Source organism: Dehalococcoidia bacterium, assembly GCA_035310145.1.
Lineage (GTDB): Bacteria > Chloroflexota > Dehalococcoidia > CAUJGQ01 > CAUJGQ01 > CALFMN01.
The window spans coordinates 1-21,306 of the sequence record DATGEL010000107.1 but is presented as its reverse complement, the minus strand read 5'-3'; the positions used below and the strand labels follow the sequence as shown (position 1 = coordinate 21,306).

Annotated in this window: 19 protein-coding genes, 1 tRNA gene and 2 rRNA genes; 10 read left to right on the top strand and 12 right to left on the bottom strand. The window is 70.7% G+C overall.

The window, feature by feature from the left end; genetic code table 11:
* The 5 genes from VKV26_20185 to VKV26_20165 form a co-directional block, all read left to right on the top strand.
* Nucleotides 1-412, top strand: a 23S ribosomal RNA gene (locus tag VKV26_20185); the annotation flags it as partial.
* A 108-nt stretch (nucleotides 413-520) separates the two neighbouring features.
* A tRNA-Met gene (locus VKV26_20180) sits at nucleotides 521-592 on the top strand.
* Between the two features lie 3 nt (nucleotides 593-595).
* Nucleotides 596-714: ribosomal RNA gene (gene rrf, locus VKV26_20175) — 5S ribosomal RNA — on the top strand.
* 247 nt (nucleotides 715-961) lie between these two features.
* A complete protein-coding gene (locus tag VKV26_20170) occupies nucleotides 962-1,738 on the top strand; it encodes a hypothetical protein (protein ID HLZ72228.1) in 777 nt (258 codons plus the stop codon).
* Nucleotides 1,739-2,077: 339 nt separating this feature from the next.
* Entirely contained in the window at nucleotides 2,078-3,007 is a 930-nt protein-coding gene (locus VKV26_20165) for a TGS domain-containing protein (GenBank protein ID HLZ72227.1), read from the top strand.
* Nucleotides 3,008-3,077: 70 nt separating this feature from the next.
* Here VKV26_20165 and VKV26_20160 read toward each other — a convergent pair whose 3' ends face one another.
* The 7 genes from VKV26_20160 to VKV26_20130 form a co-directional block, all read right to left on the bottom strand.
* Nucleotides 3,078-4,256, bottom strand: coding sequence for a DUF3500 domain-containing protein (locus VKV26_20160; protein ID HLZ72226.1), 1,179 nt, complete (start codon nucleotides 4,254-4,256; stop codon nucleotides 3,078-3,080).
* A 52-nt stretch (nucleotides 4,257-4,308) separates the two neighbouring features.
* Entirely contained in the window at nucleotides 4,309-5,166 is an 858-nt protein-coding gene (locus VKV26_20155) for an MBL fold metallo-hydrolase (GenBank protein ID HLZ72225.1), read from the bottom strand.
* Nucleotides 5,167-5,306: 140 nt separating this feature from the next.
* Complete coding sequence (gmk, locus tag VKV26_20150) at nucleotides 5,307-5,930, bottom strand: guanylate kinase (GenBank protein HLZ72224.1); 624 nt, start codon at nucleotides 5,928-5,930, stop codon at nucleotides 5,307-5,309.
* A gap of 28 nt (nucleotides 5,931-5,958) precedes the next feature.
* Nucleotides 5,959-6,237 carry a DUF370 domain-containing protein gene (locus VKV26_20145; GenBank protein ID HLZ72223.1) on the bottom strand — a complete coding sequence of 93 codons (279 nt, stop codon included), beginning with the start codon at nucleotides 6,235-6,237 and terminating at the stop codon, nucleotides 5,959-5,961.
* Between the two features lie 161 nt (nucleotides 6,238-6,398).
* Nucleotides 6,399-7,742 carry a 3-phosphoshikimate 1-carboxyvinyltransferase gene (gene aroA / locus VKV26_20140; protein ID HLZ72222.1) on the bottom strand — a complete coding sequence of 448 codons (1,344 nt, stop codon included), beginning with the start codon at nucleotides 7,740-7,742 and terminating at the stop codon, nucleotides 6,399-6,401.
* Nucleotides 7,729-8,763 (bottom strand): prephenate dehydrogenase/arogenate dehydrogenase family protein, encoded by a 1,035-nt coding sequence (locus VKV26_20135; GenBank protein ID HLZ72221.1) that lies wholly within the window; start codon nucleotides 8,761-8,763, stop codon nucleotides 7,729-7,731. The genes aroA and VKV26_20135 overlap by 14 nt, the downstream gene beginning before the upstream one ends.
* A gap of 82 nt (nucleotides 8,764-8,845) precedes the next feature.
* On the bottom strand, nucleotides 8,846-9,616 hold the full coding sequence (locus tag VKV26_20130) for an RsmE family RNA methyltransferase (protein ID HLZ72220.1): 771 nt from the start codon (nucleotides 9,614-9,616) through the stop codon (nucleotides 8,846-8,848).
* A gap of 419 nt (nucleotides 9,617-10,035) precedes the next feature.
* Between VKV26_20130 and VKV26_20125 the strand changes: the two genes are divergently transcribed.
* On the top strand, nucleotides 10,036-11,811 hold the full coding sequence (locus tag VKV26_20125; GenBank protein ID HLZ72219.1) for a diguanylate cyclase: 1,776 nt from the start codon (nucleotides 10,036-10,038) through the stop codon (nucleotides 11,809-11,811).
* Between the two features lie 169 nt (nucleotides 11,812-11,980).
* On the opposite strand, the gene VKV26_20120 is transcribed toward VKV26_20125, so the two are convergent.
* Both VKV26_20120 and VKV26_20115 read right to left on the bottom strand, forming a co-directional pair.
* A complete protein-coding gene (locus tag VKV26_20120) occupies nucleotides 11,981-13,129 on the bottom strand; it encodes a serine hydrolase domain-containing protein (protein ID HLZ72218.1) in 1,149 nt (382 codons plus the stop codon).
* 138 nt (nucleotides 13,130-13,267) lie between these two features.
* Nucleotides 13,268-14,200 carry an SDR family oxidoreductase gene (locus VKV26_20115; GenBank protein ID HLZ72217.1) on the bottom strand — a complete coding sequence of 311 codons (933 nt, stop codon included), beginning with the start codon at nucleotides 14,198-14,200 and terminating at the stop codon, nucleotides 13,268-13,270.
* A gap of 215 nt (nucleotides 14,201-14,415) precedes the next feature.
* Between VKV26_20115 and VKV26_20110 the strand changes: the two genes are divergently transcribed.
* Complete coding sequence (locus VKV26_20110) at nucleotides 14,416-14,721, top strand: hypothetical protein (GenBank protein ID HLZ72216.1); 306 nt, start codon at nucleotides 14,416-14,418, stop codon at nucleotides 14,719-14,721.
* An 18-nt stretch (nucleotides 14,722-14,739) separates the two neighbouring features.
* The gene (locus VKV26_20105; GenBank protein HLZ72215.1) at nucleotides 14,740-15,921 is read left to right on the top strand and encodes an amidohydrolase family protein; all 1,182 of its coding nucleotides are present in this window, start codon (nucleotides 14,740-14,742) and stop codon (nucleotides 15,919-15,921) included.
* On the opposite strand, the gene VKV26_20100 is transcribed toward VKV26_20105, so the two are convergent.
* Together VKV26_20100 and VKV26_20095 are read right to left on the bottom strand one after the other, a co-directional pair.
* Nucleotides 15,905-17,422, bottom strand: coding sequence for a SagB family peptide dehydrogenase (locus tag VKV26_20100; protein ID HLZ72214.1), 1,518 nt, complete (start codon nucleotides 17,420-17,422; stop codon nucleotides 15,905-15,907). The two genes, VKV26_20105 and VKV26_20100, sit on opposite strands and share 17 nt — an antisense overlap.
* Before the next feature lie 31 nt (nucleotides 17,423-17,453).
* The gene (locus VKV26_20095; GenBank protein HLZ72213.1) at nucleotides 17,454-18,350 is read right to left on the bottom strand and encodes a hypothetical protein; all 897 of its coding nucleotides are present in this window, start codon (nucleotides 18,348-18,350) and stop codon (nucleotides 17,454-17,456) included.
* 164 nt (nucleotides 18,351-18,514) lie between these two features.
* Here VKV26_20095 and VKV26_20090 point away from each other — a divergent pair, with 164 nt between their 5' ends.
* Nucleotides 18,515-19,465, top strand: a complete 951-nt coding sequence (locus tag VKV26_20090) for a LysR family transcriptional regulator (protein ID HLZ72212.1) — start codon at nucleotides 18,515-18,517, stop codon at nucleotides 19,463-19,465.
* On the top strand, nucleotides 19,462-19,923 hold the full coding sequence (locus tag VKV26_20085) for an aminoacyl-tRNA deacylase (protein ID HLZ72211.1): 462 nt from the start codon (nucleotides 19,462-19,464) through the stop codon (nucleotides 19,921-19,923). The genes VKV26_20090 and VKV26_20085 overlap by 4 nt, the downstream gene beginning before the upstream one ends.
* 12 nt (nucleotides 19,924-19,935) lie before the next feature.
* Here the strand turns inward: VKV26_20085 and VKV26_20080 are convergent, their stop codons facing one another.
* Nucleotides 19,936-20,958 (bottom strand): cation diffusion facilitator family transporter, encoded by a 1,023-nt coding sequence (locus VKV26_20080; protein ID HLZ72210.1) that lies wholly within the window; start codon nucleotides 20,956-20,958, stop codon nucleotides 19,936-19,938.
* Between the last annotated feature and the right edge of the window lie 348 nt (nucleotides 20,959-21,306).

Genomic DNA, 21,306 nt, shown 5'->3' with positions numbered 1-21,306 from the left:
AGGTTTGGCACCTCGATGTCGGCTCGTCGCATCCTGGGGCTGGAGTAGGTCCCAAGGGTTGGGCTGTTCGCCCATTAAAGCGGTACGCGAGCTGGGTTCAGAACGTCGTGAGACAGTTCGGTCTCTATCCGTCGTGGGCGTAGGAGACTTGCGGGGAGCTGCCCCTAGTACGAGAGGACCGGGGTGGACGGCCCGCTGGTGTGCCGGTTGTCGTGCCAACGGCAGTGCCGGGTAGCCAGGGCCGGAGCGGATAAGCGCTGAACGCATCTAAGTGCGAAGCCGACCCCAAGATGAGGTCTCCCACCGGGATAACCGGGTAAGACCCCGTGTAGACCACACGGTTGATAGGCGGCAGGTGTACGACGAGCAATCGTCTCAGCTGAGCCGTACTAATGGTCGAGGGCTTGACCTGCACGCAGAACTGCCCACAGCCGGCGGCGCGCCGGCCGACACGAAGTGCCCCGTTCACTACAGCGTTCTTCAGCCGCCCGTTCCGTGTACCGGCGGAACGGGCATCCGGCGCGGGATGGAGCAGCGGCAGCTCGTCGGGCTCATAACCCGAAGGTCGGGGGTTCGAATCCCCCTCCCGCTACCGGCTGGTGGTCTTCGGCGCAGCGGACCCACCCGTTCCCATCCCGAACACGGCCGTGAAACGCTGCAGCACCGACGATACTGCCGCCGCGAGGCGGTGTGGAAAATAGGCAGCCGCCAGCCTTCCTGACCGCCCTCTCGACCTCGGGAGGGCGGTCTCCTTTTGTCCGCGCAGCGCACAGCCGGGGCGAATGTCGCGGCGGTCTGGCTCCCGCCGTCAAGCAGGGGCAACCGTCTGGCGCCTACGCCGCTCGTGCTAAGGCCAACACGGTCCGCGGCCCTACAATGGAGTCAACCGGCTCGTGCAGACCGCGGCGGCGGCGAAAATTTCCCGCTGCCCGCTGCTCACCGCCTCCCCCAAGGAGCCATCGTGATTCGTACGATTTCCGACCACGTCGAGGCCAGCCTGCAAACGGCCGTCACCGTGCTCGATCAGACGCGCAGCCCGCGCACCGTCGGCATCGTTTCCGTCATCCACATCGGCCTGCAGTCGTATTATGACGAGCTGAATGACCTGATCGCCCGCCACGACGGCGCCGTGCTCTACGAAGGCATCGGCAGCCTCAGCGAAGAGGAGATCGCCGCGCTCACCCCGCGCGAGCGCGCGATCTACGAGCGGCTGGCCCCGCTTCACGACCTCTACGAAAAGTTCGCCGGCCCGCTCGGCCTCGTCTTCCAGGGCAAGGCGCTGCACTACGACCGCGAGCACTGGATCAACGCCGACCTGCCGCTCAAGCAACTGCTCGGCATCTGGGCCGACCGCGATCTGCCGCCGCTGCCCTTCGAGCACCTGCCTGCCGAGCTGTTCGAGCGCGAGCAGAGCCAGAAGATGGCTGCCGCCGTGCTCCTGCAGATGCCGCGCATCCTCTCCGCCTTCAACGGCCTGCGCGGCTTCATTCCCACCCTGCGCCGCTTCGGCGACGTGCTGATCGAGCGCCGCAACCAGGCCGCGATCGCCGCCTTCGACGCCCTGCCCGCCGATCAGAACGCGCTGATCATCTACGGCGCCGGCCACACCGCCGGCCTGCTCGACGCGCTGCGCGAACGCTGGTACTGGCGCAAGAGCGAAACCTGGCACACCGCCTTCAAGGCCGAAGCCGCGCTCGACCCCTTCCGCCGCATCAAGTCGCTGCTGGGCATCGGCTGAGCCGGAGCGCCGCACCGCACCGTTGGTGAGACCGACGTCGAGGCCCGTGCGAGGCAGTGTGAGCCCGCACACAGGCCCGCCCGTCCGTGTGCTACGCTTTAGGCTGCGGACCTGCAACCCAGCACAAGGACAACGGCGATGTACGACGCGTACGAACGCGTCTGGCGCCTGACGGCGACCAGCAAAAACGGCTAGACCGCTGCTTACACAAGCCTGCGTCGGCGTAAGCAGCGGGAGTGAGGCGCACACGGCTCGCCCGCAACCGGAGATTGACGGTACCCGCGGGCGGATCGGCGCACCCTCCTGCATGGCTTTCCACAGCTTCAGGAGCGGTTCGTCATGCCCATGCCCCATCGCACCTACATGCAACGGGTCAAGCGGCGCCTGGTCGGCACGGAGGGCGCCGAACGCATCCGCGTGCTGCGCACCTTCCTCGACGACCTGCCCGGCTACAAGAACGGCCCCTACGGCGAGATCCGCCAGTGGCTGCAGAACGAGATCGAGGGCACACGCCTGCGCGCCCGCGTCGTGCACCGCGACAGCATCGCCGTGCGCCGCGAGGGCGCCGCGCAGATCGCCCTGGTCGGCCCGCCGAACGCGGGCAAGTCGTCGCTGCTGCACGCGCTCTCGCACCTGCAGATCAAGATGGGCGACTACGCCTTCACCACGCTGCGCCCCGTGCCCGCGCTGACCCGTATCGGCGGCGTGCTGGTACAGCTCGTGGAGATCCCCGGCCTGCTCGCCGGCGCGGCGGAGGGCCGCGGGGGCGGCCGCGCCTTGCTCGGCGTGCTGCGCGAGGCCGACGCCATCGTCTTCTGCCACGACGTGACGGCGCCGCTGGCGCCGCTGCGGGACGTGCGCGCCGAGGTGGCCGCGGCCGGCATCGCGCTTCCGGCCATCATCGCCGTCACCAAGCTGGACGAAGCAGCCGGCGGCGCCCTGAATGGCGTGCAGGCGGCCGTACCCGATCTCCCCGTGGTCGGCGTCTCGGTGCTGGACGACGAGAGCCTTGACGGCTTCCGCGAGGCCGTCTGGCGGCTGACCGGGTTGGTACGCGTCTATCTGCGCCGCGGCGCCGAGGTGGACGCCGAGCCATTGGCGCTGCCTGCCGGCGCCACGGTGACCGATGTCGCGGCGGCGATCCACAAGGAGCTCGCCGCGGGCTTCCGCGGCGCCCGCGTCTGGGGACCGTCGGCCCGCTTCGACGGCCAGCAGGTGGCGCGAGAGCACACGGTCCGCGACCGCGACACGGTCGAGATTCTGACCTGAACGTTGGAGGCGCCGGACCGCGGCTCCATCGCTGCTCTCGCAGGCGGGGCCGGCGATGGAGCCGCGCCGATTAGTGCTCGTGCGCGACCTGCTCGTGGTGCTGGCGCAGCAGATCTTTGCCGTAGTCGTTTCCGTTGGGCGTGCGCACGACCGTGTGGATGTGCTGGCGCGTCGGCGCCTCGTTGTCGAAGGCGATGCCCGACTCGTGGTCGAACTCGATCAGGATCACCGGGCTGTGCACGCGGTAGTAGAAGACGCTGTCGTCCTCACAGCCGCCCATCCAGGCGAAGTACGTCTCGCCCAGGTGTTGCTTCACCTCGTCCAGCTTCACCGCGGCCTGATCGGCACGCGCCCGGCCGGTGTAGGTCTCGATCAGCCGCAGCAGGAGCCGCTGCTGCGCGTCTGAGAGCGCGTCGAAGCGGATGCCCTCGTACGTCAGCTCGAAGTTGTCGCGGAAGGCGGTGGTGAAGACCTCGTGCGGCAGTTCGTCGGAGAGCAACGCCACGCGGCGCTGCTCGGGCGAAAGCGACTGCATCAGCGCCAGTCCGTCGCGCTCTTCCGCCTCGAACACGCGTGTGCCGGCGTACTTGCCGGACGGCGCCTCGCACGGCTCGGAGCCCATGAACAGCGGCGTCATCACCAGCTGGTCGCCGAGCAGCAGGCAGTTGACGATCAGGTGGTGGCCGTCGATCTGCCAGCCCCACGGCGCCGCGGCCTCGGGCGTCGGCGTGCCGAAGACGCTGAGCCAGTACAGCCACTCGCCGTACTCCTCGGGCTTCTCCGTCATCTCGCCGATCGTCTCGTTCAGCCGCATGATGTCGCGCGCGGTCTGGAAGCCCGTCGGGCTGAGGCTGGCGCGCAGCAGGCCGAACGCCGCTTCGCGCTGCGCGTCGCTCATCGCTTCGAGCAGGGCGCCGTGCCGTATCACGTAGATGTGGATGTTGCTCCAGCGCCGCCAGGCATCGCTGTCGAGCGGCAACAGCGCCTGCGCCCGCTGCTCGGCGCTCAGCGCGGCGAGGAAGCCGTCGGCCGCGTCAGCGATCGGCCGGGTAGACACCCCCGTCTTGCGCAGCGGAAAAAGCCCCGGCGCCCTCGTGCCGGCCGTGGTCACACCGCGGAACGGCTGCGCCACGGCCGCGTCGCCGTCTGCCATGTAGCGCCGCAGGAACTCGGGCAACACGGGCGGCAGCACGCGGCCGGAGGCCGGCGGCCGCTGTCGCGGGCGGAACTGGCTCACATTCGTCGTCATCGGAGATGTCCTTTCCGCTGCAGGGCATGGATTTTGCGCCGTGTCCGGTGGCTCACGCCGGCTGCGTCGCCTGCTGCCGCGCCACAATGCGCTTGTAGAGGTTGCCGACGTTCATCGCATCGACGCGGTCGCTCATCGGGAAGAGCCGTTGGCCGATCGGGTAGGGATCGACGCGTGGCGCCGGCTGCTGCAGCGCCTCCGCCTCGCTCATGCCGCGGCGCACGAAGTCCTCGACGGCGCCCGTCCAGGCGGCGATGATCTCCGCTTGCTCCGCCAGGTAGCCGTGGTCGCAGGGCTCGCCGTGGCCGGGCACGATCGTCTGCGCGCCCAGCGCTTCGATCCGCTTCAGCGCCGCCAGCCACTCCCAGGGGTCCGCCTCCTGGATGAAGCTCTTCACCCGGTGAAAGACGTTGTCGCCCGTGAACACCACGCCTTCCTCCGGCAGGAAGACCGCCGTTTGCGGCGCCGTGTGGCCGGGGACGTGGAGGCATTGAATGCGCAGCTCGCCCAGCTGCAGCGTCAGCTCCTCCTCGAAGGTGCGTGTCGGCGGGTTCGGCGGGTAGTCCGGGTGGCCGAACAGCCAGACGCTGTCGGGATCGGCCTGCTTCATCGGTTCCAGCCGCTCGGCGAACTGCGGCACGGCTTCCAGGTAGCGCCTGCGCAGCCCTGCCTGGCCGATGACTTCGACGCCGGGGAAGAAGGCGTTGCCCTGGATGTGGTCGATATGCGGCTCGGTGTTGACCAGATGGCGGATCGGGCCGTGCTCAAGCAGCCGCTCGCGCCAGCGCACGGCGTCGATCGGCTGCTGCGGCGTATCGATCATCAGCACGCCGTCGCTAGACGCAACGAAGCCCGGATTACAGCCCCAGAAATAGATCTCGGCGTAGACATGCTCGCTGATCCGCCGCACAGAGCACCTCCGCCGGGCCTCGCGTGCCCCGGCAACCTCTCTTCTAGCGGCTCGGGGCCGGCTTGGCAAGCGGCGCCGCCGCGCCCGATCGCCCTTCCCCAGGATTGGGGGCGTAGCGCAGCGCAACCGTTGGAGACCTCTCATGAAGGGGATGGGGGCCGGCGGCCGATGCGGCAGTGTTCGGCCGTGACGATCGCCTGCACCTGGTCGGCGGCGCGATCGAGCCGGCCGTCCTCGTTCAGCACGGCGTAGTCGAAGCGCGGCGCCGCGTCCAGCTCCGCGCGGGCCAGCGCCAGCCGCTCGCGGATCGCCGCCGGCGCCTCGCCGCGCGCCTGCATGCGCTGGCGCAGCGCCTCGAGGCTCGGCGGCGCGATGAAGATCAGCACCGCGCCCGGCGCCATCTGCTTGATCGCGAGGGCGCCGCGCACGTCCGTGCGCATGATCGCATCGCGGCCCGCTGTCAGCGCCGCCCGCACCTGGTCCTTCGGCACGCCGCGGTACGTTCCGTGGTAGAGCACGTACTCCACCAGCCCGTCGGCGTCGCGCAGGCGTAGGAACTCGGCCTCGCTGAGGAAGTGGTAGTCGATTCCCTCGCGCTCACCCGGCCGTGGTTCGCGCGTGGTGGCCGTGACGACGAAGTGATAGGGCGCCCCGCGGCCCTTCAGCGCCTGCAAGACCGCGTCTTTGCCCGCGCCGGAGGGACCGGAGAGCACCACCAGCAACGGCTCGACCGCGGCCGGGTCTGCGCCCGCCGTCGGGCTCACCGCCGCACCAGGTTCGGCAGGCAAAGGCTCACTCATCCTCGGCCGTGAGCACGCGCGGCCCGCCGCGCTGCTGGCCGACGCGGTTGGTGATCGTCTCCGGCGTGATCGCCGCCAGCACAATATGGCCGTCGTCCATCACCAGCACGGCCTTGGTGCGCCGTCCGCTGGTCATATCCACGGTGAGGCCCTTGGTCTTGCCCTCCTGGATCAGGCGTTTGGTGGGCGCCGAGTTCGGCGCGACGATTGCGATCACGCGGTTGACCGCGAGCACGTTGCCGAAGCCGACGTGAATAAGCTCGGTGGCCATGCACTCCCTCAGCTCTGGCGGGACCCCTTCCCCGTTTCGTTCGCACGTTCGCGGGAGGGAGACGCTGTGATCTCCGATCCCATGCTTTCCCTCACCGATCCCGGTGAACGGGATGGGGGAAAGGCCGGGGATGGGGTCCGCGGCAAGAATAGCCCGACGGCTCAGACCGCGGCGGGCGTACCCGAGAGGCGCTCCAAATCCTCCCAGAAGTTCGGATAGGACACGGCGGCGCAGCCGGCGCCCTGCAGTGTCGTCTCGCCCGTCGCCAGCAAGCCGGCCACGCCGAGTGTCATCGCCAGGCGGTGATCGCCGTCGCTCCGGCCCGCCGCGCCGCGCAGCCGTGCCCCGCTGCCGTGCACCAGCAGGCCGTCCGCCAGCTCCGCAATCTCGACGCCGAAGCGGCGCAGCTCGCGGGTGGTCGAGGCGATGCGATCGCTCTCCTTTGTGCGCAACTCGGCGGCGTCACGCACGCCAGTATCGCCCTCGGCGCAGGCGGCTGCAAGCGCAAGCACGGGAATTTCATCGATTAGGCGAGGAATGATATCGCCTGAGACCGTGACACCATGCAGGCGGGAGCTACGCGCCACCAGGTCCGCTACCGGTTCGCCGCCCTGCTCGCGCTCCTCCTCGACCACAATCTCGCCGCCCATCTGGCGCAGCACGTCGATGATGCCGGAGCGCGTCGGATTGATGCCGACGCCGCGCAGCGTAATCTCGGCGTCCGGATGCACCAGCGCCGCCACCAGCCAGAAGGCCGCGGCGCTCACGTCGCCCGGGACGCGCAGCTGCAGCGGCGCCAACTCGCGATCGAGCGGGCGCACGCGCACCTCGGGGCCGTCGGAGCCGATCGCGGCGCCCATCGCCCGCAGCATGCGCTCGGTGTGATCGCGCGAGGGCGCCGGCTCGCGTACGACGGTTTCCCCTTCCGCGTAGAGGCCGGCCAGCACGATCGCCGACTTCACCTGGGCCGAGGCCACCGGCGTGGTGTACTCGACGCCGCGCAGCGCACCGCCGCTGATCACCAAGGGCGCCGTGCGGTCGCCGCCGGCGCCGTGCAGGTGAGCGCCCATCTGGCGCAGCGGTGTGATGATGCGCGCCATCGGCCGCGAGCGCAACGAGGTATCGCCCGAGAGGATCGAGAGCACCGGCTGCGGCGCCAGCAGGCCGGAGAAGAGGCGCATGCTCGTGCCCGAGTTGCCGCAGTCGAGCACGTCGCCGGCCTCGCGCAGACCGTGCAGACCCGCGCCCTCCACGATCAGGCGCGAACGCCCGTCCGCCCCCGGCTCGACGTGGGACTCGACCCCCAGCGCCGCGAGCACGCCCAGCGTCGAGCGGCAGTCTTCGCCGGTGAGGAAGTTTTCGGCCACACTCCGGCCGCGGGCGATGGCCCCAAACATGGCGGCGCGGTGGGAGATCGATTTATCGCCTGGCGGCCAGATCTCGCCGCGCAGCCGTGGCGCCGGCCGGATGACGCGGGTATCGGCCGCGTCACTACTCGTCGTCATCGTCGTCGTCTGGGCCGGACGGGGCGCCGCCGCGCTTCTCGCTGCGGCGCATCATCTTCTCGTACTTCTTGTAGCGGTCGGCCATCCAGCCGCCGAAGAGCATGGCATTCATCTGGTCGGCCGTGGACGGCAGCTCTATACGCTCGCGCTGCGGCCGATCGGCGCCGCTCAAAAACGCCTCGCGCTGGAGCTGGGCGGCGCTGAAGGTATTAAACAGTTCTTCGTGGTTGTCCATGATCAGGTCGCGGTAGCGGCGCAGCTCGGCGATCATCCGATCCAGCCAGTGCACCACGCCATCGGGGTTCGTCGCGCAGATATCGTGGTTCATGTACGGATCGCCGGAGGCCAGCCGCGTCAGGTCCTTGAAGCCGGAAGAAGCCAGCGGCGCGATCTCGTTCCAGCCCTGGCTGTTGCGCACCAGCGTGAACAGGGCGGTGGAGAGCACGATCGGCATGTGGCTGATCGCCGCAACGTACTGATCGTGCTCTTCGGCGTCGATGAAGACGGGATCGGCGCCGAGCACGCTCACCAGGCCGAGCACCGACTTGACCGCGCCCTCGGTGGCGGACGTGGCGGGAATCACCGCGTACGCCTTGCCGTGGAACAGGTCGGCCTCGGCCGCGGCGATGCCCGACTCTTCTTTGCCGGCCATGGGGTGGCCGCCGACGAAGCTGATGCCATCGGGCAGGATCTGCTTCGCCCAGCGCATCACGTCGGCCTTCGTGCTGGCCACGTCGGTGACGATGCAGCCCTCGGGCGCCAGCTCGGCCAGGTCTTCGAGAATGGGACGCACGGCAAGCGGCGGCGTGGCGATGATGATCAGCCGCGCATCCTGCACCGCGCCTTCGAGGTGACGCTCGCTGCTGTCCACGGCGCCGCGGCGCAGGGCCTCCTTCATCGCGTCGGCCTCGAGGTCGTGGCCGACGACCCGCAGGTTCGGCAGCTTCGCCGCCTTCAACGCGAGGCCGATCGAGCCTCCAACGAGACCGAGGCCGATGATCGTGATCTTTTCGACTGCCATGCCCGCTGCCGACTCCCCAGCTTCGCCAAACGTCGCTCAAAGCGCCTCGCGGAGCTGCTCCGCGCATCACGGAGGATACCATTCATTCGGGCTTTGGCGAATCCCGCAACGCCTCGCTCAGCGCCACCAGCGCCGCCACCGCCGCCGTCTCGGCCCGCAGCGTCAGCGGCCCCAGCGTCAGCAGGCGGCAGCCCGCCTGCCGCGCCATCGCAACCTCGGCCTCACTGAAGCCACCCTCCGGCCCCACGAACACGGCCACCGCGGGAACGCCCCCGAGGTCGCCGCTAGCGGGCGCATCCCGCGGCGCGCCGTGCAGGGCGCGCCGCATCGACAGGCGAGCGCCGCCGCCCTCCCAGGCGAACAGGCGCAGCGCCGCCGGCTCGCACAACGCCGCCGCCAGCGGCAGCGGCCGCGCGACCTCGGGCAGGTAGGCGGAGCCGCACTGCTCGGCGGCCTCGACCGCGATCTGCTGCCAGCGTTGCAGCCGCGCGGCGCCCAGCTCGGCGCCGGCGTGCGCCGTGCGCTGCGTCAGCAGCGGCACGATGCGCCAGGCGGCCAGCTCCGTCGCCTTCTCGATCGCCCACTCAAAGCGCTGCGGCCGGATCAGCGCCAGGTACAGGAGCGGCCGCACCGGCGACGGCCACGGGACTTCACGCTCGCTGCCGGGCACGAGGGCGCCGGTCACGGCTTCCCGCGTCACGCTCTCAAGTCGCAGTTCGGCCGTTCGTCCGCGGCCGTCGAACACTTCGACCCGATCGCCCGGCTGCAGCCGCAGCACGCGCCCAATCTGCCGCACCTGCTCGGCGGCGAAGGTCTGCTGCTCGTGCAGCTTCGGCAGATGGAAGCGGTGCACGTGCGGGCTCCACCATCGAGCCGCGTTTCGGCACGGCCCGGCGCGGCCGCATCGTCTCACACCGGAAACCCAGCGTGGCGACGCCTCGCGCCCCGCCACGCACACGATCGCCGCGCTAAAGATGTGGGCGCCTCGTGTGGTTCCCGCGTGGTCGGATCGTTTCGGCGATCACAGACTAACAGCACCGCCCGCAAGGGTAGTGCCGGAACAGACCGGAGGTGTTGATGGTGACCGCCGACACGATCGCGCTCCCGATATCAGCAGACGACCGCATGCGGCCGGCGAGCGGGGCCGGTTTCGCCTCGCCGCGGCGCACGACGGTCCGCTTCCGCCTCAGCCCTAAACCGTCGACCGCGGCCGGTTGCCGCCGCCACGACTCAGGCCCCGCTCTCGGACAGACGGCGGCTGCGGGCGCCGCCATGCACGAGGCCACGCTCGCGCTCTTTGCCTGCGACACCGCTCCGCGGTTGGCCGAGGTCGGCGCCGAGCGTGCAGCGGCGCTGCTCGGCGCCGAGGGCGCGTACGTCGCCCTGTTTGACGCCGAGGAGGCGGCGATGCGCGTCGTCTCCGGCAGCGGGCCGTTCGCGGGCTGCGCCGGTGTGCGCATCAACTACGGCTTCGGCGCCGCCGGCAGAGCCTGGCAAACGCACGCGGCCCTCTGCGATGACGAGCGCGGCGACGGTGTACCTGGTGAGGAAGAGCAGGGGACTCTGGCAGCGCACCTGACCGTTCCGCTCATGTCGCGGGCGCGGGTGCTGGGCGTTATCGGTGTGCGCATGGCCACCGGCCGGCCGGCTCCGACGGAGTTGGCCGCCCGGCTGATGCGGCTGGCCGAGGCGCTGACGCTGGCGCTGGAACGCGCAAGGCGTTTCGAAGCGGCGCGCCTCGAAGCGCAGACCGCGCGCGCCGCCGAGGCGACGCTGCGCCGGCTCGCCTTGCTCGACCCGCTCACCGGCCTGCCGAACCGCAGCCTGTTTGAGGACCGGCTGCGGCAGGCGATGCACACGGCGGAGCGCACCTGCGAGCCGTTCACACTGCTCTTCCTGGATCTGGACCGCTTCAAAGCGGTGAACGACACGCACGGGCACCAGTTCGGCGACCGGCTGCTGGAGCGCGCTGGTGCGCGCCTGCGCGAGGCGTTGCGCGACTCCGACACCGTCGCCCGGCTCGGCGGCGACGAGTTCGCCATGCTGCTGCCCGCCGCCGGAGCGGCGGCGGCGCTGGCGCTGGCGCAGAAGGCGATCGCCCGGCTGAGCGAGCCGTTTCTGCTGGACGGTTACCGCATCGAGATCGGCTCCAGCATCGGCATCGCCGTCTATCCGGAGCACGGCGCGAACGCGGAAGCGCTGGTGCGACGCGCCGACATGGCCATGTACGCCGCCAAGCGCCGCGGCGGCGGCGTCGCCGTCTCCGCGCCTGAGCGCGACGAGCCCAGCTCCAGCCGCGTCGCCTTCGCCGCCGACCTGCGCCGCGGGCTGGGCGCCGACCTCGCCGGCGCCCGCCTGGGAGACGCGGGCGAGGCCGCGCCGGGGCTGCCCGCGCGTCTACGCCTTCAGCCCGAGTGGCACCCACGGCTCGGCGCGCTGCCGGCCGAGCGCTTTGTGCCGCCGGCAGAGCACGCGAGCCTGAGTCGCGAACTGACGCACCGCCTGGTTCGCGCGGCGCTGGCGGACCCACGAATGCACGTGCCGGGCGCGGAGCAGGAGCTGTGCGCCGCGCGCTCGCCGCGGCTGCTGCGCGACCCGACCCTGCCGGCGCAGCTTCGCGGGCTGCCGGAGCGAGAGGCACCGCCGGAAAGGCTGTGCCTGGAGCTGCCCGTGGCAGCGGTGTGGCCAACCGCTGCCGCAAGCTCGGCCGGCCTTGCGGGATTGCGCTCCGCCGGCTTCGGCCTCGCGCTCACCGGCTACGATCCCGGCCAGGTCTCACCGGACGCGTTGCGGGCGTTGGCGGTGGACGAGCTGCAACTCGCGCCAGACGCGGTTGCCGGATTGATCGGCGGGCGTCGGGGCCGCCGTCTGCTCGGCGCCGCGACAAAGGCGGTGGCAGGACCGGGGCTGCGACTGTTGGCCGAGACCGGGAACATCGCCGAGGCACGGCAACTGGCGGCGCTGGGTTGCACCGTGGCCCGCACAGGCGTCGCGCGAATCAGCGCCGCTCACTGCAATGAATCTGCACGCTTTCTCTTGCCGCCCTGAAGGAATTCCTCCGGTCCGCCGCGTTTATGTAGATGACTCGCCGAACCGCTGTTTAATAGCTGGCAGATGCTGCACCCGGTTTGAGCGGAAATCCAGTCTCGGGCTTTTGCAGGTCATACGGCGGGCGTGCTGCCGGGGCACGCCCACCGCGCCTTTCCTCCCCGCCCGCCTACGCCGTCGCCGCGGATGCGGCAAGCGACGCGTAGGCCGCCGCCACCACACCGGCGCCGCGCGTGTCGCCCAGCGTGCCCTCGCCCATGCGGTTCATCACGTAAGCGACGGTCAGGCGCGCGTCGACGTCGACCACGATCAGCGAGCCGCCCCAGCCGCCCCAGAAGCAGACGCGCTCGTTGGCGCCGATCGGCATCTCCGGGCTGTTCAGGCCGTAGCCCATGCCGAAGCGGATCGGCGCGCCCAGCACCAGGTCGGTGCCGTACGCCTGCTGCTCGAACACCGTCTGGCAGCCCTTCTCCGAGAGGAAGCGACGGCCGCCGACTTCGCCGCCGCAGGCCAGCACCGCCTGCACCAGCGCCACGGAGCGGGCGTTGCCGTGTCCGTTCGCCGCGGGAATCTCCGCCCGCCGCCAGGGTGCCGTCCATGACCAGGCGGCATCAATCGGCGGGTTCGCCAGCGTGCGCATCGCCACGCCGTTCGGATCGACGTTGGGCACTTCGAGCGGCGGCGGCGGAATCACGTTGGCGATCCGGCCGAACTGCGACGGGTCGAGCCCGATGTGGAAGTCCGCGCCCAGGGGGCGGGCGAGCTCGGCCGCGAAGAACTGCCCCACCGTCTGCCCGGTGACGCGGCGGATCACTTCGCCGACCAGATAGCCCTGGCTGATCGCGTGGTAGCCCGAGGCGCTGCCCGGCTCCCACCAGGGCGCCTGCGCCGCCAGCAGCGCCGTCGCCTTCTCCCAGTCGTAGAGCGTCTCAACCGTGATCGGCTCCTGCCAGCCCGAGAGGCCGGAGGTATGGCCCATCAGGTGGCGCACCTCGACCGCGCTCTTACCGGCCGCGGCGAACTCGGGCCAGTAGTGCGCCACCGGCGCGTGCAGATCGATGGCGCCGCGATCGGCGAGCAGCAGGGCGCTGAGCGCCGTCATCGTCTTTGTCGTTGACCAGACGTTCGTGATCGTGTCACGTTCCCACGGCGTGGTCCGTGCCTCGTCGGCGTGCCCGGCCCACAGATCGACCACCAACTCGCCGCCCAACGTGACGGCCACCGAGGCGCCGACATCAAGCCCCTGCTCGAAGTTGCGCGCCATCACCTCGCGCACCGCGGCGAAGCGCTCGTCGCACACGCCATGAATCTCGGTCATCTTCGCCTCTCCATCATGCGGCCGCTGATTCATGAGCGCGCCGCGCGGCAGCCTCTGGCGCAGTCTGATTGTACGGGCGACGGAAGATCGCTTCCGCCGCCCTCTCTGTCAACGTTGTGCCGGGGATCGACCGTACACCTACGTTTTCGCAGCGACCTCGGCGGGCGGCGCCGGGTTCTCCACGCCCTGCATCAAAACGCTCGGCACAAGGCGCTGCAGATCCTCGATTGTCCACTGTTCGTCGCGGAAGAGCGTGCGATACGGCGTCGGGTGATACAGCAGCGAGATGTTGCCGCCGCCCACGGCGAAGACCTGGCCGTTGATGTTCCAGGCGGCGTCGCTGGCCAGGTACGCCACCATCGGCGCCACCTGCTCGGGCGGGTTCGACGTCGGCCGGGCGCCCGCGGCCGCGCCGGAGATGCCGCGCGCCGCTCGCGCCTCACGCGCTGTGTCCGGCACGGTCGCCGTCATGCGCGTGCTGGCCGAGGGCGAGATCGAGTTCACGGTAGCGCCGTAGCGGCCCAGGTCCTTCGCCGCCACGCGCGTCATGCCCGCGATGCCCGCCTTCGCCGCGCCGTAGTTCGCCTGGCCGGAGTTGCCGCGCAGGCCGGAGCCGGAGGTGAAGCCGATCACGCGGCCGGAGCGCTGCTGGCGGAAGAGGATCGACGCCGGCTTGGTCACGGCGAAGTAGCCCTTCAGGTGCACGGCGATGACCGCGTCCCACTCCTCCTCGGTCATGTTGAAGATCATGCGATCGCGCAGAATACCCGCCACGTGCACGACGATGTCGAGCCGGCCGAAGCTGTCCAGCGCCTGCTTGACCATCGCCTCGCCGCCCTCCATCGTGGCGACGTTCGAGTAGTTGGCGACGGCATCGCCGCCGGCCTTCTTGATGTTGGCCACGGTTTCATCCGCCGGGTCGGAGCGCGGCGTGCGCCCGTCTACGTCCACGCCGTAGTCGTTGACGACGACGCGGCAGCCCTCCGACGCGAACAGCTCGGCGCAACTGCGCCCGATACCCCGGCCCGATCCGGTGATCACCGCGACCTTGCCCTCGAGTGAGTTACCCACGGATCGCCTCCTCGATCTCCGGCGCGGCTGTGAGAGACAGCGGCGCCGGGCGCGGTCGCCGTCCTGTCGGCGCCCGTCGCATTATAGGCACGGACACGCGCTGGAAAACACGTGGCGGACCTCGCTGCGGATCCCGTCGCGGCAGACGCATCTGGCGGCGCTTCCCCGCGCACCGGCGTGCTACTATAGGCGAAACCGCAGGCACGAGGCGGACGGTGGACGTAGAGATCGCCTGGCCGGCGCTGGTCAACGAGCACGGCGGCCGCATGCTCTGGTTCGGTAGCTGGCTGGTGGGCGGCGCCGGCGACGAAGCGGCGTGGTTCTACAGCGGCCGCGGCGGCGAGCGCGGTCGTTATCCCGTGCCGCAGGGCGCCACGGGGCTGCGCATCCGCCGCTGGCCGAACGAGGGCTTCGACGCCGAGTATGCCGATGTGCTCGATCTCCGACGGTTGCAGAAGCTGGATGCGGAAGCGCTCGACTTCGACCGCCGGCAGCCGTTCAGCCTTCTCGTGGAAGAGTAGACACGACCGGGGGATGAGATGACCACAGCCGAAATCCCACAGCACCGCACCAATACGCCCGGGCACGAGGGCTGGCCGCGCGTGGCTACGCCGGGCGCAACGAACAAGTACTTCATGGTCTCGGCCGACTGCCACGTGAACGAGCCGGCGAACCTCTGGGTCGAGCGCATCGAGCCGCAGTACCGCAATCGCCTGCCGCGCATCGAAGTCGATGCCAACGGCGTCAAGTGGTCGGTCGTAGAAGGCTACAAGCCGACCAAGCTGCGCGATCTGAAGCTGGAAGGCGAAGATCTTGAGCGCTCGAAGGTCGGCAACCGCGACCCCGAGGAGCGGCTGCGCGACCACGCCCGCGACGGCATCGACGCCGAGATCATCTTCCCCAACCGCGGGCTGCAGATGTGGGCCACGCCGGATCCGCTCTTCTCGCAGGCGATGTGCCGCGTCTACAACACCTGGGCCTGGGAGGTCTTCGGGCCGTACTACGACCGCCTCTCGCCGCTGGCCTGCATCGCCTCCGGCGACATCGACGGCGCGATCGCCGAGATCGACCGCGTGGCCAAGCTCGGCTTCCGCGGCCTCAGCCTGCCCTGCAAGCCCACGTGGGGTCCCGGCCGGCCGGAGGATCCGAACTACAACCTGCCCGTGTTCGACCCGCTCTGGGCCGCGATCGAGCAGAGCGGGCTGCCGATCACCTTCCACGTTTCCACCGGCAAGGATCCGCGCGGCGCCAAGGGCTTCGGCGGCGCCGTGATCAACTACGCGATCCACTCGCTGGCGCCGACAGCCGAGCCGGTGGCGAACCTCTGCTCGTCCGGCGTGCTCGAGCGTTTTCCGGGGCTGCGCTTCGCCACGATCGAGGCGGGGATCGGCTGGGTGCCGTGGCTGCTGCGGGCGATGGACGAGGCCTACCAGAAGCACCACATGTGGGCCTTCCCCAAGCTGAAGCTGCTGCCCAGCGAGTACTACCGCCTGCACGGCGCCTCGTCCTTCCAGGAAGACCCGCCGGGCATCGACCTGGTCGAGCGCTACGGCCTGCAAAAGAACTTCATGTGGGCGAACGACTACCCGCACCACGAGGGCTCGTGGCCGCACTCGGCCGCAGCGATCGAGCGCACGATGGGCCACCTGCCCGATGAAACGCGCGCCCGCATCCTCGGCCTGAACGCCGCGGAGTTCTTCGGCTTCAGCCTGCCGGCGTAGAGCGCGGCGCCGTCCTGCCCACGGCCGCGGCGAGCACCACCTGCCGCCGCGGCGACCAGGACGCGAAAAAGCCCGCGGCTTCGTCGTCGAAGAAAGTAAGGCCCGTCGCGCCGAGGCCGGCCGCCGTGGCCGCAAGATACAGCCGCCCCAGCGCCAAGCCGGCATCGAGCTGGACCACGCGGTAGCCGCGTCCGCCCAGCCGCGACAGCACGCGTTCGCCGTCGGCCAGCCACCAGATCGTGACGGCGGCGGCGCCGGCACGCCGGGCGTCGGGTACGAGCGACGCCACCTGATTGCGCCGTTCGCCCGCGGCCAGCAACTCGAGCGTCGTCTCTCCGCGAAGGCGATAGACGCCCGGCGCGATGCCGGCGGCCGCCTGAACCACGAGCAGGGTCTCAGCCAGCGGCGCGCCCGCGGGCCAGGCGTCTCCGCCGGGAACCGCGGCCGCGGCCCGGCAGACGGCAGCGAGTGCTTCAACCGAGATCGACTCCTCGCTGAAGCGCCGCGCCGAACCCCGCCGGACGATGATCGCCTCGACCGGATCAGAACACGCGGATACCGCGGGCAACGAGCTGAGGCCGCCTTCCGAAACCGCCGGCTCAGCCTGCGGCGCGCCTGCCGCGTTGAACGCGGCCGCTGCCGCCCGCCAGCTCACGACATGCTCCGAGCCGGCAAGCGAGGAGGCGACATGCGCGGCGGCGATCGCGGGCGGCGTGCGCGGCCGCGGGCTGCTGGGCGCCACGCGCGGCGCGATCGGCTCCGGCGGCGTGGTCGTGGGCAGGATCGGCGCGCCGCCGCCGAGCGCCACCACGGCCAGTGCCGCCTCGCCCACACCGTCCAGACCGAGCAAAACGTTCACCGCGGCATCGTCGAAGGCGGTGATGACGCGAGTGGGCAAGCCATATGCTCCACCGAGCGCCAGCAGGTTCGCCAGGATTGTGCCCGCGTCCCAGAACGCATGCCGGTATGCCCGCTCGCCGTAGCGCCAGGCGTTGCGCCAGAACTCGCTACTCAGGACCAGCGCCAGCGGCGCTGCCGCAAGGCCAGCATCAGCGCCGCCTGCAGCGAGCAACGAGGCCCGCCAATCGCCCGGGCGCAGGCGGCGCGCGGTCTCGTTCTGCAGTGCGTAGTGGTAGACGCCCGCAGGCAATCCCGGCAGCTCCGCGCAGACGGCGTACGTCTCAATGTGATAGAGCGCACCGGTGCACGAGGCTGCACGGAACGGCATCACCGTGCCGTCTGGCAGCCGCCGGCGCCGCGTGATCCCCGCCGACCAGTGCGGCAACGACGCCAGCATGGGGGCGTCGATGGGCGGCTCGCCCGCGGGTTCCGGGCCGTGCGCCTCCGCGCTCGGCACGGGCGGCAGCCGCAACGACTCCAGGTCCTCGTACAGCTTGAACGGGCGCGGCCGGTTCCACGGCTCGACGGCGAGCCACGCCTCGCCCGGCCGCAGCGCCGTCTGCCGGTGGTAGTCGAGCAGGGCGGCGCCGTCCGGAGTCATCGGCGATCTCCGTGGCGCCGCCCGGCCTTGCTCAGACAAGCACCGCCTGGGCGTAGTCCGCGTGGCCCACCTGCTCGGCGGGGAAGAGCTTCAGGTCCTCCATCCAGCGGTGCGTGCGCTCGTACATCTCGCGCGTGTAGGGCTCGAAGACGATGCGCTCGCCGGGACCGAAGGCGCTCACGTCCACCAGGGCGTGGTACCGCTCCGGCAGCTCCTTGAGGAAGTAGTGCTTGTACAGCTCCGGCTCCAAATCGATGTCGCGCTGGGCGCGTTGCAGGGCGCGGAAATAGGCCCCGACCTGCTCCTGCGTGGCGTCGCCCGTGACGAGAAAGCCGATCATGAAGGTCGTGTCGATCACCTTGCGGAAGCCCTGCTGCTCCAGCACGTAGAGCGGCCCGCCGAAGATGTTGGCCGCGGGGATCTCGCGCTCCAGCAACTGGCTCAGCCGGTCGAAGGGCCGGCCGATGAAGCGCAAATTCGTCTGCTCCGGCGTCAGGACACGCTCCAAGGCCTGCAGCGCGGAGAAGTGGCTGCCCGAGTGGTAGCCCACGCCGATCGCGACGTTCGCCAGGTCGCCCGGCTTGCGCACCGCGGACTCCGGCGCGACGTAGATGCCGCCCGGCGTGACCGAATAGGCGTGCCCCCACATCTTGCCGTGCTCGGCAGACGAGGCCATGTTCACGGCCCAGTGGCAGGCCGCGCTCACCTCGCAGGCGCGGCCCGCCTCCATCGACTCGAAGGCGCCGTCTTTGACCTCGGCGCCGTGCATGCCGGCCGACTGCACCGTGCCCGTGCTGCCGAAGAAGCCGCCGGCCACGAACTCGTACGTGAGCCCCTCGTCGTGGAAATAGCCCTGCTCGTCGGCCACCCACTCCTGCAGACGTCCGTGCGGCTGAATGCGGAAGATGCCCGGATCCGCGGATTCCATCGTCGATTCCTCTCACTCGTCACTCGCGCTCGCGCGACACAGCGGGCGCGGTCAACCGGCCGCGGCCACGCCGCCCTGCCCTCTACCCTATACCCTTTGCTATCAATGACAAGAAGGCCAACTGTATGCTTCCATATGGATTGTTGATACAGCCGGAGGCCGCCGTGCTCGGTGAATTGAGCCTCTTCCGCCTGCAGGTGTTCGTCACCCTGGTGGAGCGCGGCGGCTACTCGGCCGCGGCGGCGCAGCTCGACGTGGCGCAGCCCACGGTCTCGTTTCACGTGCGGGCACTGGAGCGCGCGCTGGGCGCCCGCCTGGTGACCTACCGGGATCGAGCCGTGCACCTGACGCCGGAGGGCGAGGCGCTCTTTCGCACGGCGAAGGCGATGCTGCGCGACGGCGAGCAACTCGCCCAGGCGATCGAGCACATCCAGGCCGGGCAGGACGGCACGCTCACGCTCGGCGCCAGCATGGCCTTCGAGCAGCCGTTCTTCTTCGAGCGGGTGGTCGCGCCCTTCGCGCGGAAGCGGCCGCGGGCGGCGCTCTCGCTGCGCTTCGGCCACAGCATGCGGCTGGCGCGGGCCGTGCTGGAGCACGAGCTGGACCTGGCGATCGTGCTCGACTGGCGGCTGCCGGCGGGCGTGCAGTACGAGCCGCTGCACCGCGCCGACTTCGTCTTCGTCGCGGCCCAGAGCCATCCGCTGGCGCGGCGGCGGGATGTCACCGCCGCCGCGGTGGCCGAGGCCGGCATCATCATCGCGCCGATCGGCGACGCCGAGACCGTGGCCTACGGCGAGCTGCTGCGCGCCTCCGGCCTGCGTGGCCAGCGGGTGGCGCTCGAAGTGGACGGCATCCAGGCGCGGGTACTGGCGGCGCGCGCGGGCCTCGGCGTGCTCGGCATCTTCGTGCCGCCCTACGCCGGCGAGCTTGCCTTCAACGGCCTGGCGCCCCTGCGCCTGCCCGGCCCGCCGCCCTCCACGGAGTTCGGCCTGGTCAACCGCGAGGGCCGCCCCTGGACGCCGCTGATGACGGCCTTCGCCGCCTGGCTGCGCGAGGTTTCGTCCGCGGCCGGACACTTGCCGCCGGCGAAACCGCCATCTACGCTCGGCGGGTGAAGACCGCCGCCGTCAAGATCCTGGAGCGACTGAAGCTGCCCTACGAGCTGCGCGCCTACGAAGAGGAGGCGCTGAGCGCGGACGAGGCGGCGCACAAGCTCGGCCTACCGCTGGACCGCGTCTTCAAGACGCTGGTCGTGCGCGGCGATCGGGGCGGCGTCGTGCTCGCCTGTCTGCCCGGCAGCGGCACGCTCAGCCTGAAGAAGCTCGCCGCCGCCAGCGGCAACAAGCGCTGCGAGCTGGTCGAAGTGGAGGAGATCCACCGCCTCACCGGCTACCTGCGGGGCGGCGTCTCGCCCCTCGGCGCCCGCAAGGGCTATCCCCTCTTCCTCGACGCCAGCGCACAGCGGCACGAGACGATCGGTGTCAGCGCCGGCATGCGCGGGCTGGAGTTGCTGCTTGCGGCCGACGCGCTGGTCACGGCCGGCCGCGCCACGCTCACCGACCTGGCCGAATAGACAGCCGGCGCTTCAATCGCGGTCGTGGTGCGCCGTGAGGCTGTGCGCGGCCTCGTGCTCGGCGGCGGGGTCCATGTGCACGTCCACGGCCTGCACGCCCTCGACCTGGTGCAGCAGGGCATGGCGCACGGCTTCGGCCGCGTCGTGCGCCTGCGCCAGCGGCAGCTGCGGCGGCAGGGCGATGCTGAGCGAAACAAACAACGCCCGCCCCGCCCAGCGCAGGCGCACATCGTGCACGTCGAGCACGTCGGGCACCGCGGCGGCGACGCTTCGTACCTGGCTGGTCAGCGCCGGATCGACGGCGTCCATGCCGCGGCCGATCACCCCGCGCGCCGTGCTGACGATCACGCCGGCGATCACCAGCGTGATCAGCACGCCGGCCAGGCCGTCCGCCCGCTCAAAGCCCGCGGCCACGCCGCCGATACCCGCCAGCGCCGCCAGCGAGACCAGCCCGTCGACGCGGGAATGGGCGCCGTCCGCCTCCAGTGAAACCGAGCCGATGCGCCGGCCCACGCGCGTCTTGTACTGCGCCGTCAGCTCGTTGCCGGCGAAGCCGACGAACGCCGCCACGGCGCTGAGCGCCAGGTGGCTCGGGTGCGAACCCGTCAGCAGGTGTTGCAGCGACTCGTAGCCCGCGGCGATGCCGCTCGCCACCATCACGATCAGCACAAACATGCCGGCAAGGTCTTCGGCGCGATGGTAGCCGTAGGGGAAGCGTTCGTTCGCCTCGCGCCGCGCAAAGGTGAAGGCGGCCCAGATCGCGAGCGTCGTCGTCACGTCGCCCAGGTTGTGCATCGCGTCGGCCAGCAGGCCGGCGCTGTTCCCGAGGGCAAAGATGACCAGCTCGATCGCACCGGTGACCAGCAGCGCCAGGCTGCTCCAGCGCGCGGCGCGGATGCCCTCGGCCGTACGCAGGTCGAGGCCGCCGGCCGCGCCGTGACTGTGGCCGTGTGCCCGCGGCGACGCGACTCCGCGGTCGTGCGCGTCGTCATGGTCATGCTCGTAGCCGTGTCGGCGCAGGAAACGCACGCTCATCCCTCGCTGCCAGGCTCCCCTGACGCTCGCCTTGCCCGATCATACGGCACGAGCGAGCGGCAGCGGCGGCTGCGCCTCCCGCCAGCGCCGGCTGAGCGCGTATGCTGGCGCTGAGATCGCCACTGCGCATCCGTTGATTGATGCGGCGGCAGACTCCAGCCACGCGGAGGCGGACGCGATGACGCAACTGCACGAACGGCTCGACCTGGCCGGAGCGATGCCGCGGCGCGACGGAGAGTTGCGCGTGCCGGGCCCGCTGGCGGCGATCACGATCGCCAGAGATGCCTTCGGCGTGCCGCACGTACGCGCCGCCAATGAGCACGACGCCTGGTTCGGCCAGGGCTACGC

What these genes read in the sequence shown, in the direction of transcription:
- VKV26_20145 (HLZ72223.1), bottom strand. Translation starts at nt 6,237, where the DNA reads ATGGCCACCGAGCTTATTCACGTCGGCTTCGGCAACGTGCTCGCGGTC.
- VKV26_20100 (HLZ72214.1), bottom strand. Translation starts at nt 17,422, where the DNA reads ATGACTCCGGACGGCGCCGCCCTGCTCGACTACCACCGGCAGACGGCG.
- VKV26_20080 (HLZ72210.1), bottom strand. Translation starts at nt 20,958, where the DNA reads ATGAGCGTGCGTTTCCTGCGCCGACACGGCTACGAGCATGACCATGAC.
- VKV26_20125 (HLZ72219.1), top strand. Translation starts at nt 10,036, where the DNA reads ATGCACGAGGCCACGCTCGCGCTCTTTGCCTGCGACACCGCTCCGCGG.
- VKV26_20120 (HLZ72218.1), bottom strand. Translation starts at nt 13,129, where the DNA reads ATGACCGAGATTCATGGCGTGTGCGACGAGCGCTTCGCCGCGGTGCGC.
- VKV26_20135 (HLZ72221.1), bottom strand. Translation starts at nt 8,763, where the DNA reads ATGGCAGTCGAAAAGATCACGATCATCGGCCTCGGTCTCGTTGGAGGC.
- aroA (HLZ72222.1), bottom strand. Translation starts at nt 7,742, where the DNA reads ATGACGACGAGTAGTGACGCGGCCGATACCCGCGTCATCCGGCCGGCG.
- VKV26_20095 (HLZ72213.1), bottom strand. Translation starts at nt 18,350, where the DNA reads ATGGAATCCGCGGATCCGGGCATCTTCCGCATTCAGCCGCACGGACGT.
- VKV26_20165 (HLZ72227.1), top strand. Translation starts at nt 2,078, where the DNA reads ATGCCCATGCCCCATCGCACCTACATGCAACGGGTCAAGCGGCGCCTG.
- VKV26_20160 (HLZ72226.1), bottom strand. Translation starts at nt 4,256, where the DNA reads ATGACGACGAATGTGAGCCAGTTCCGCCCGCGACAGCGGCCGCCGGCC.
- VKV26_20105 (HLZ72215.1), top strand. Translation starts at nt 14,740, where the DNA reads ATGACCACAGCCGAAATCCCACAGCACCGCACCAATACGCCCGGGCAC.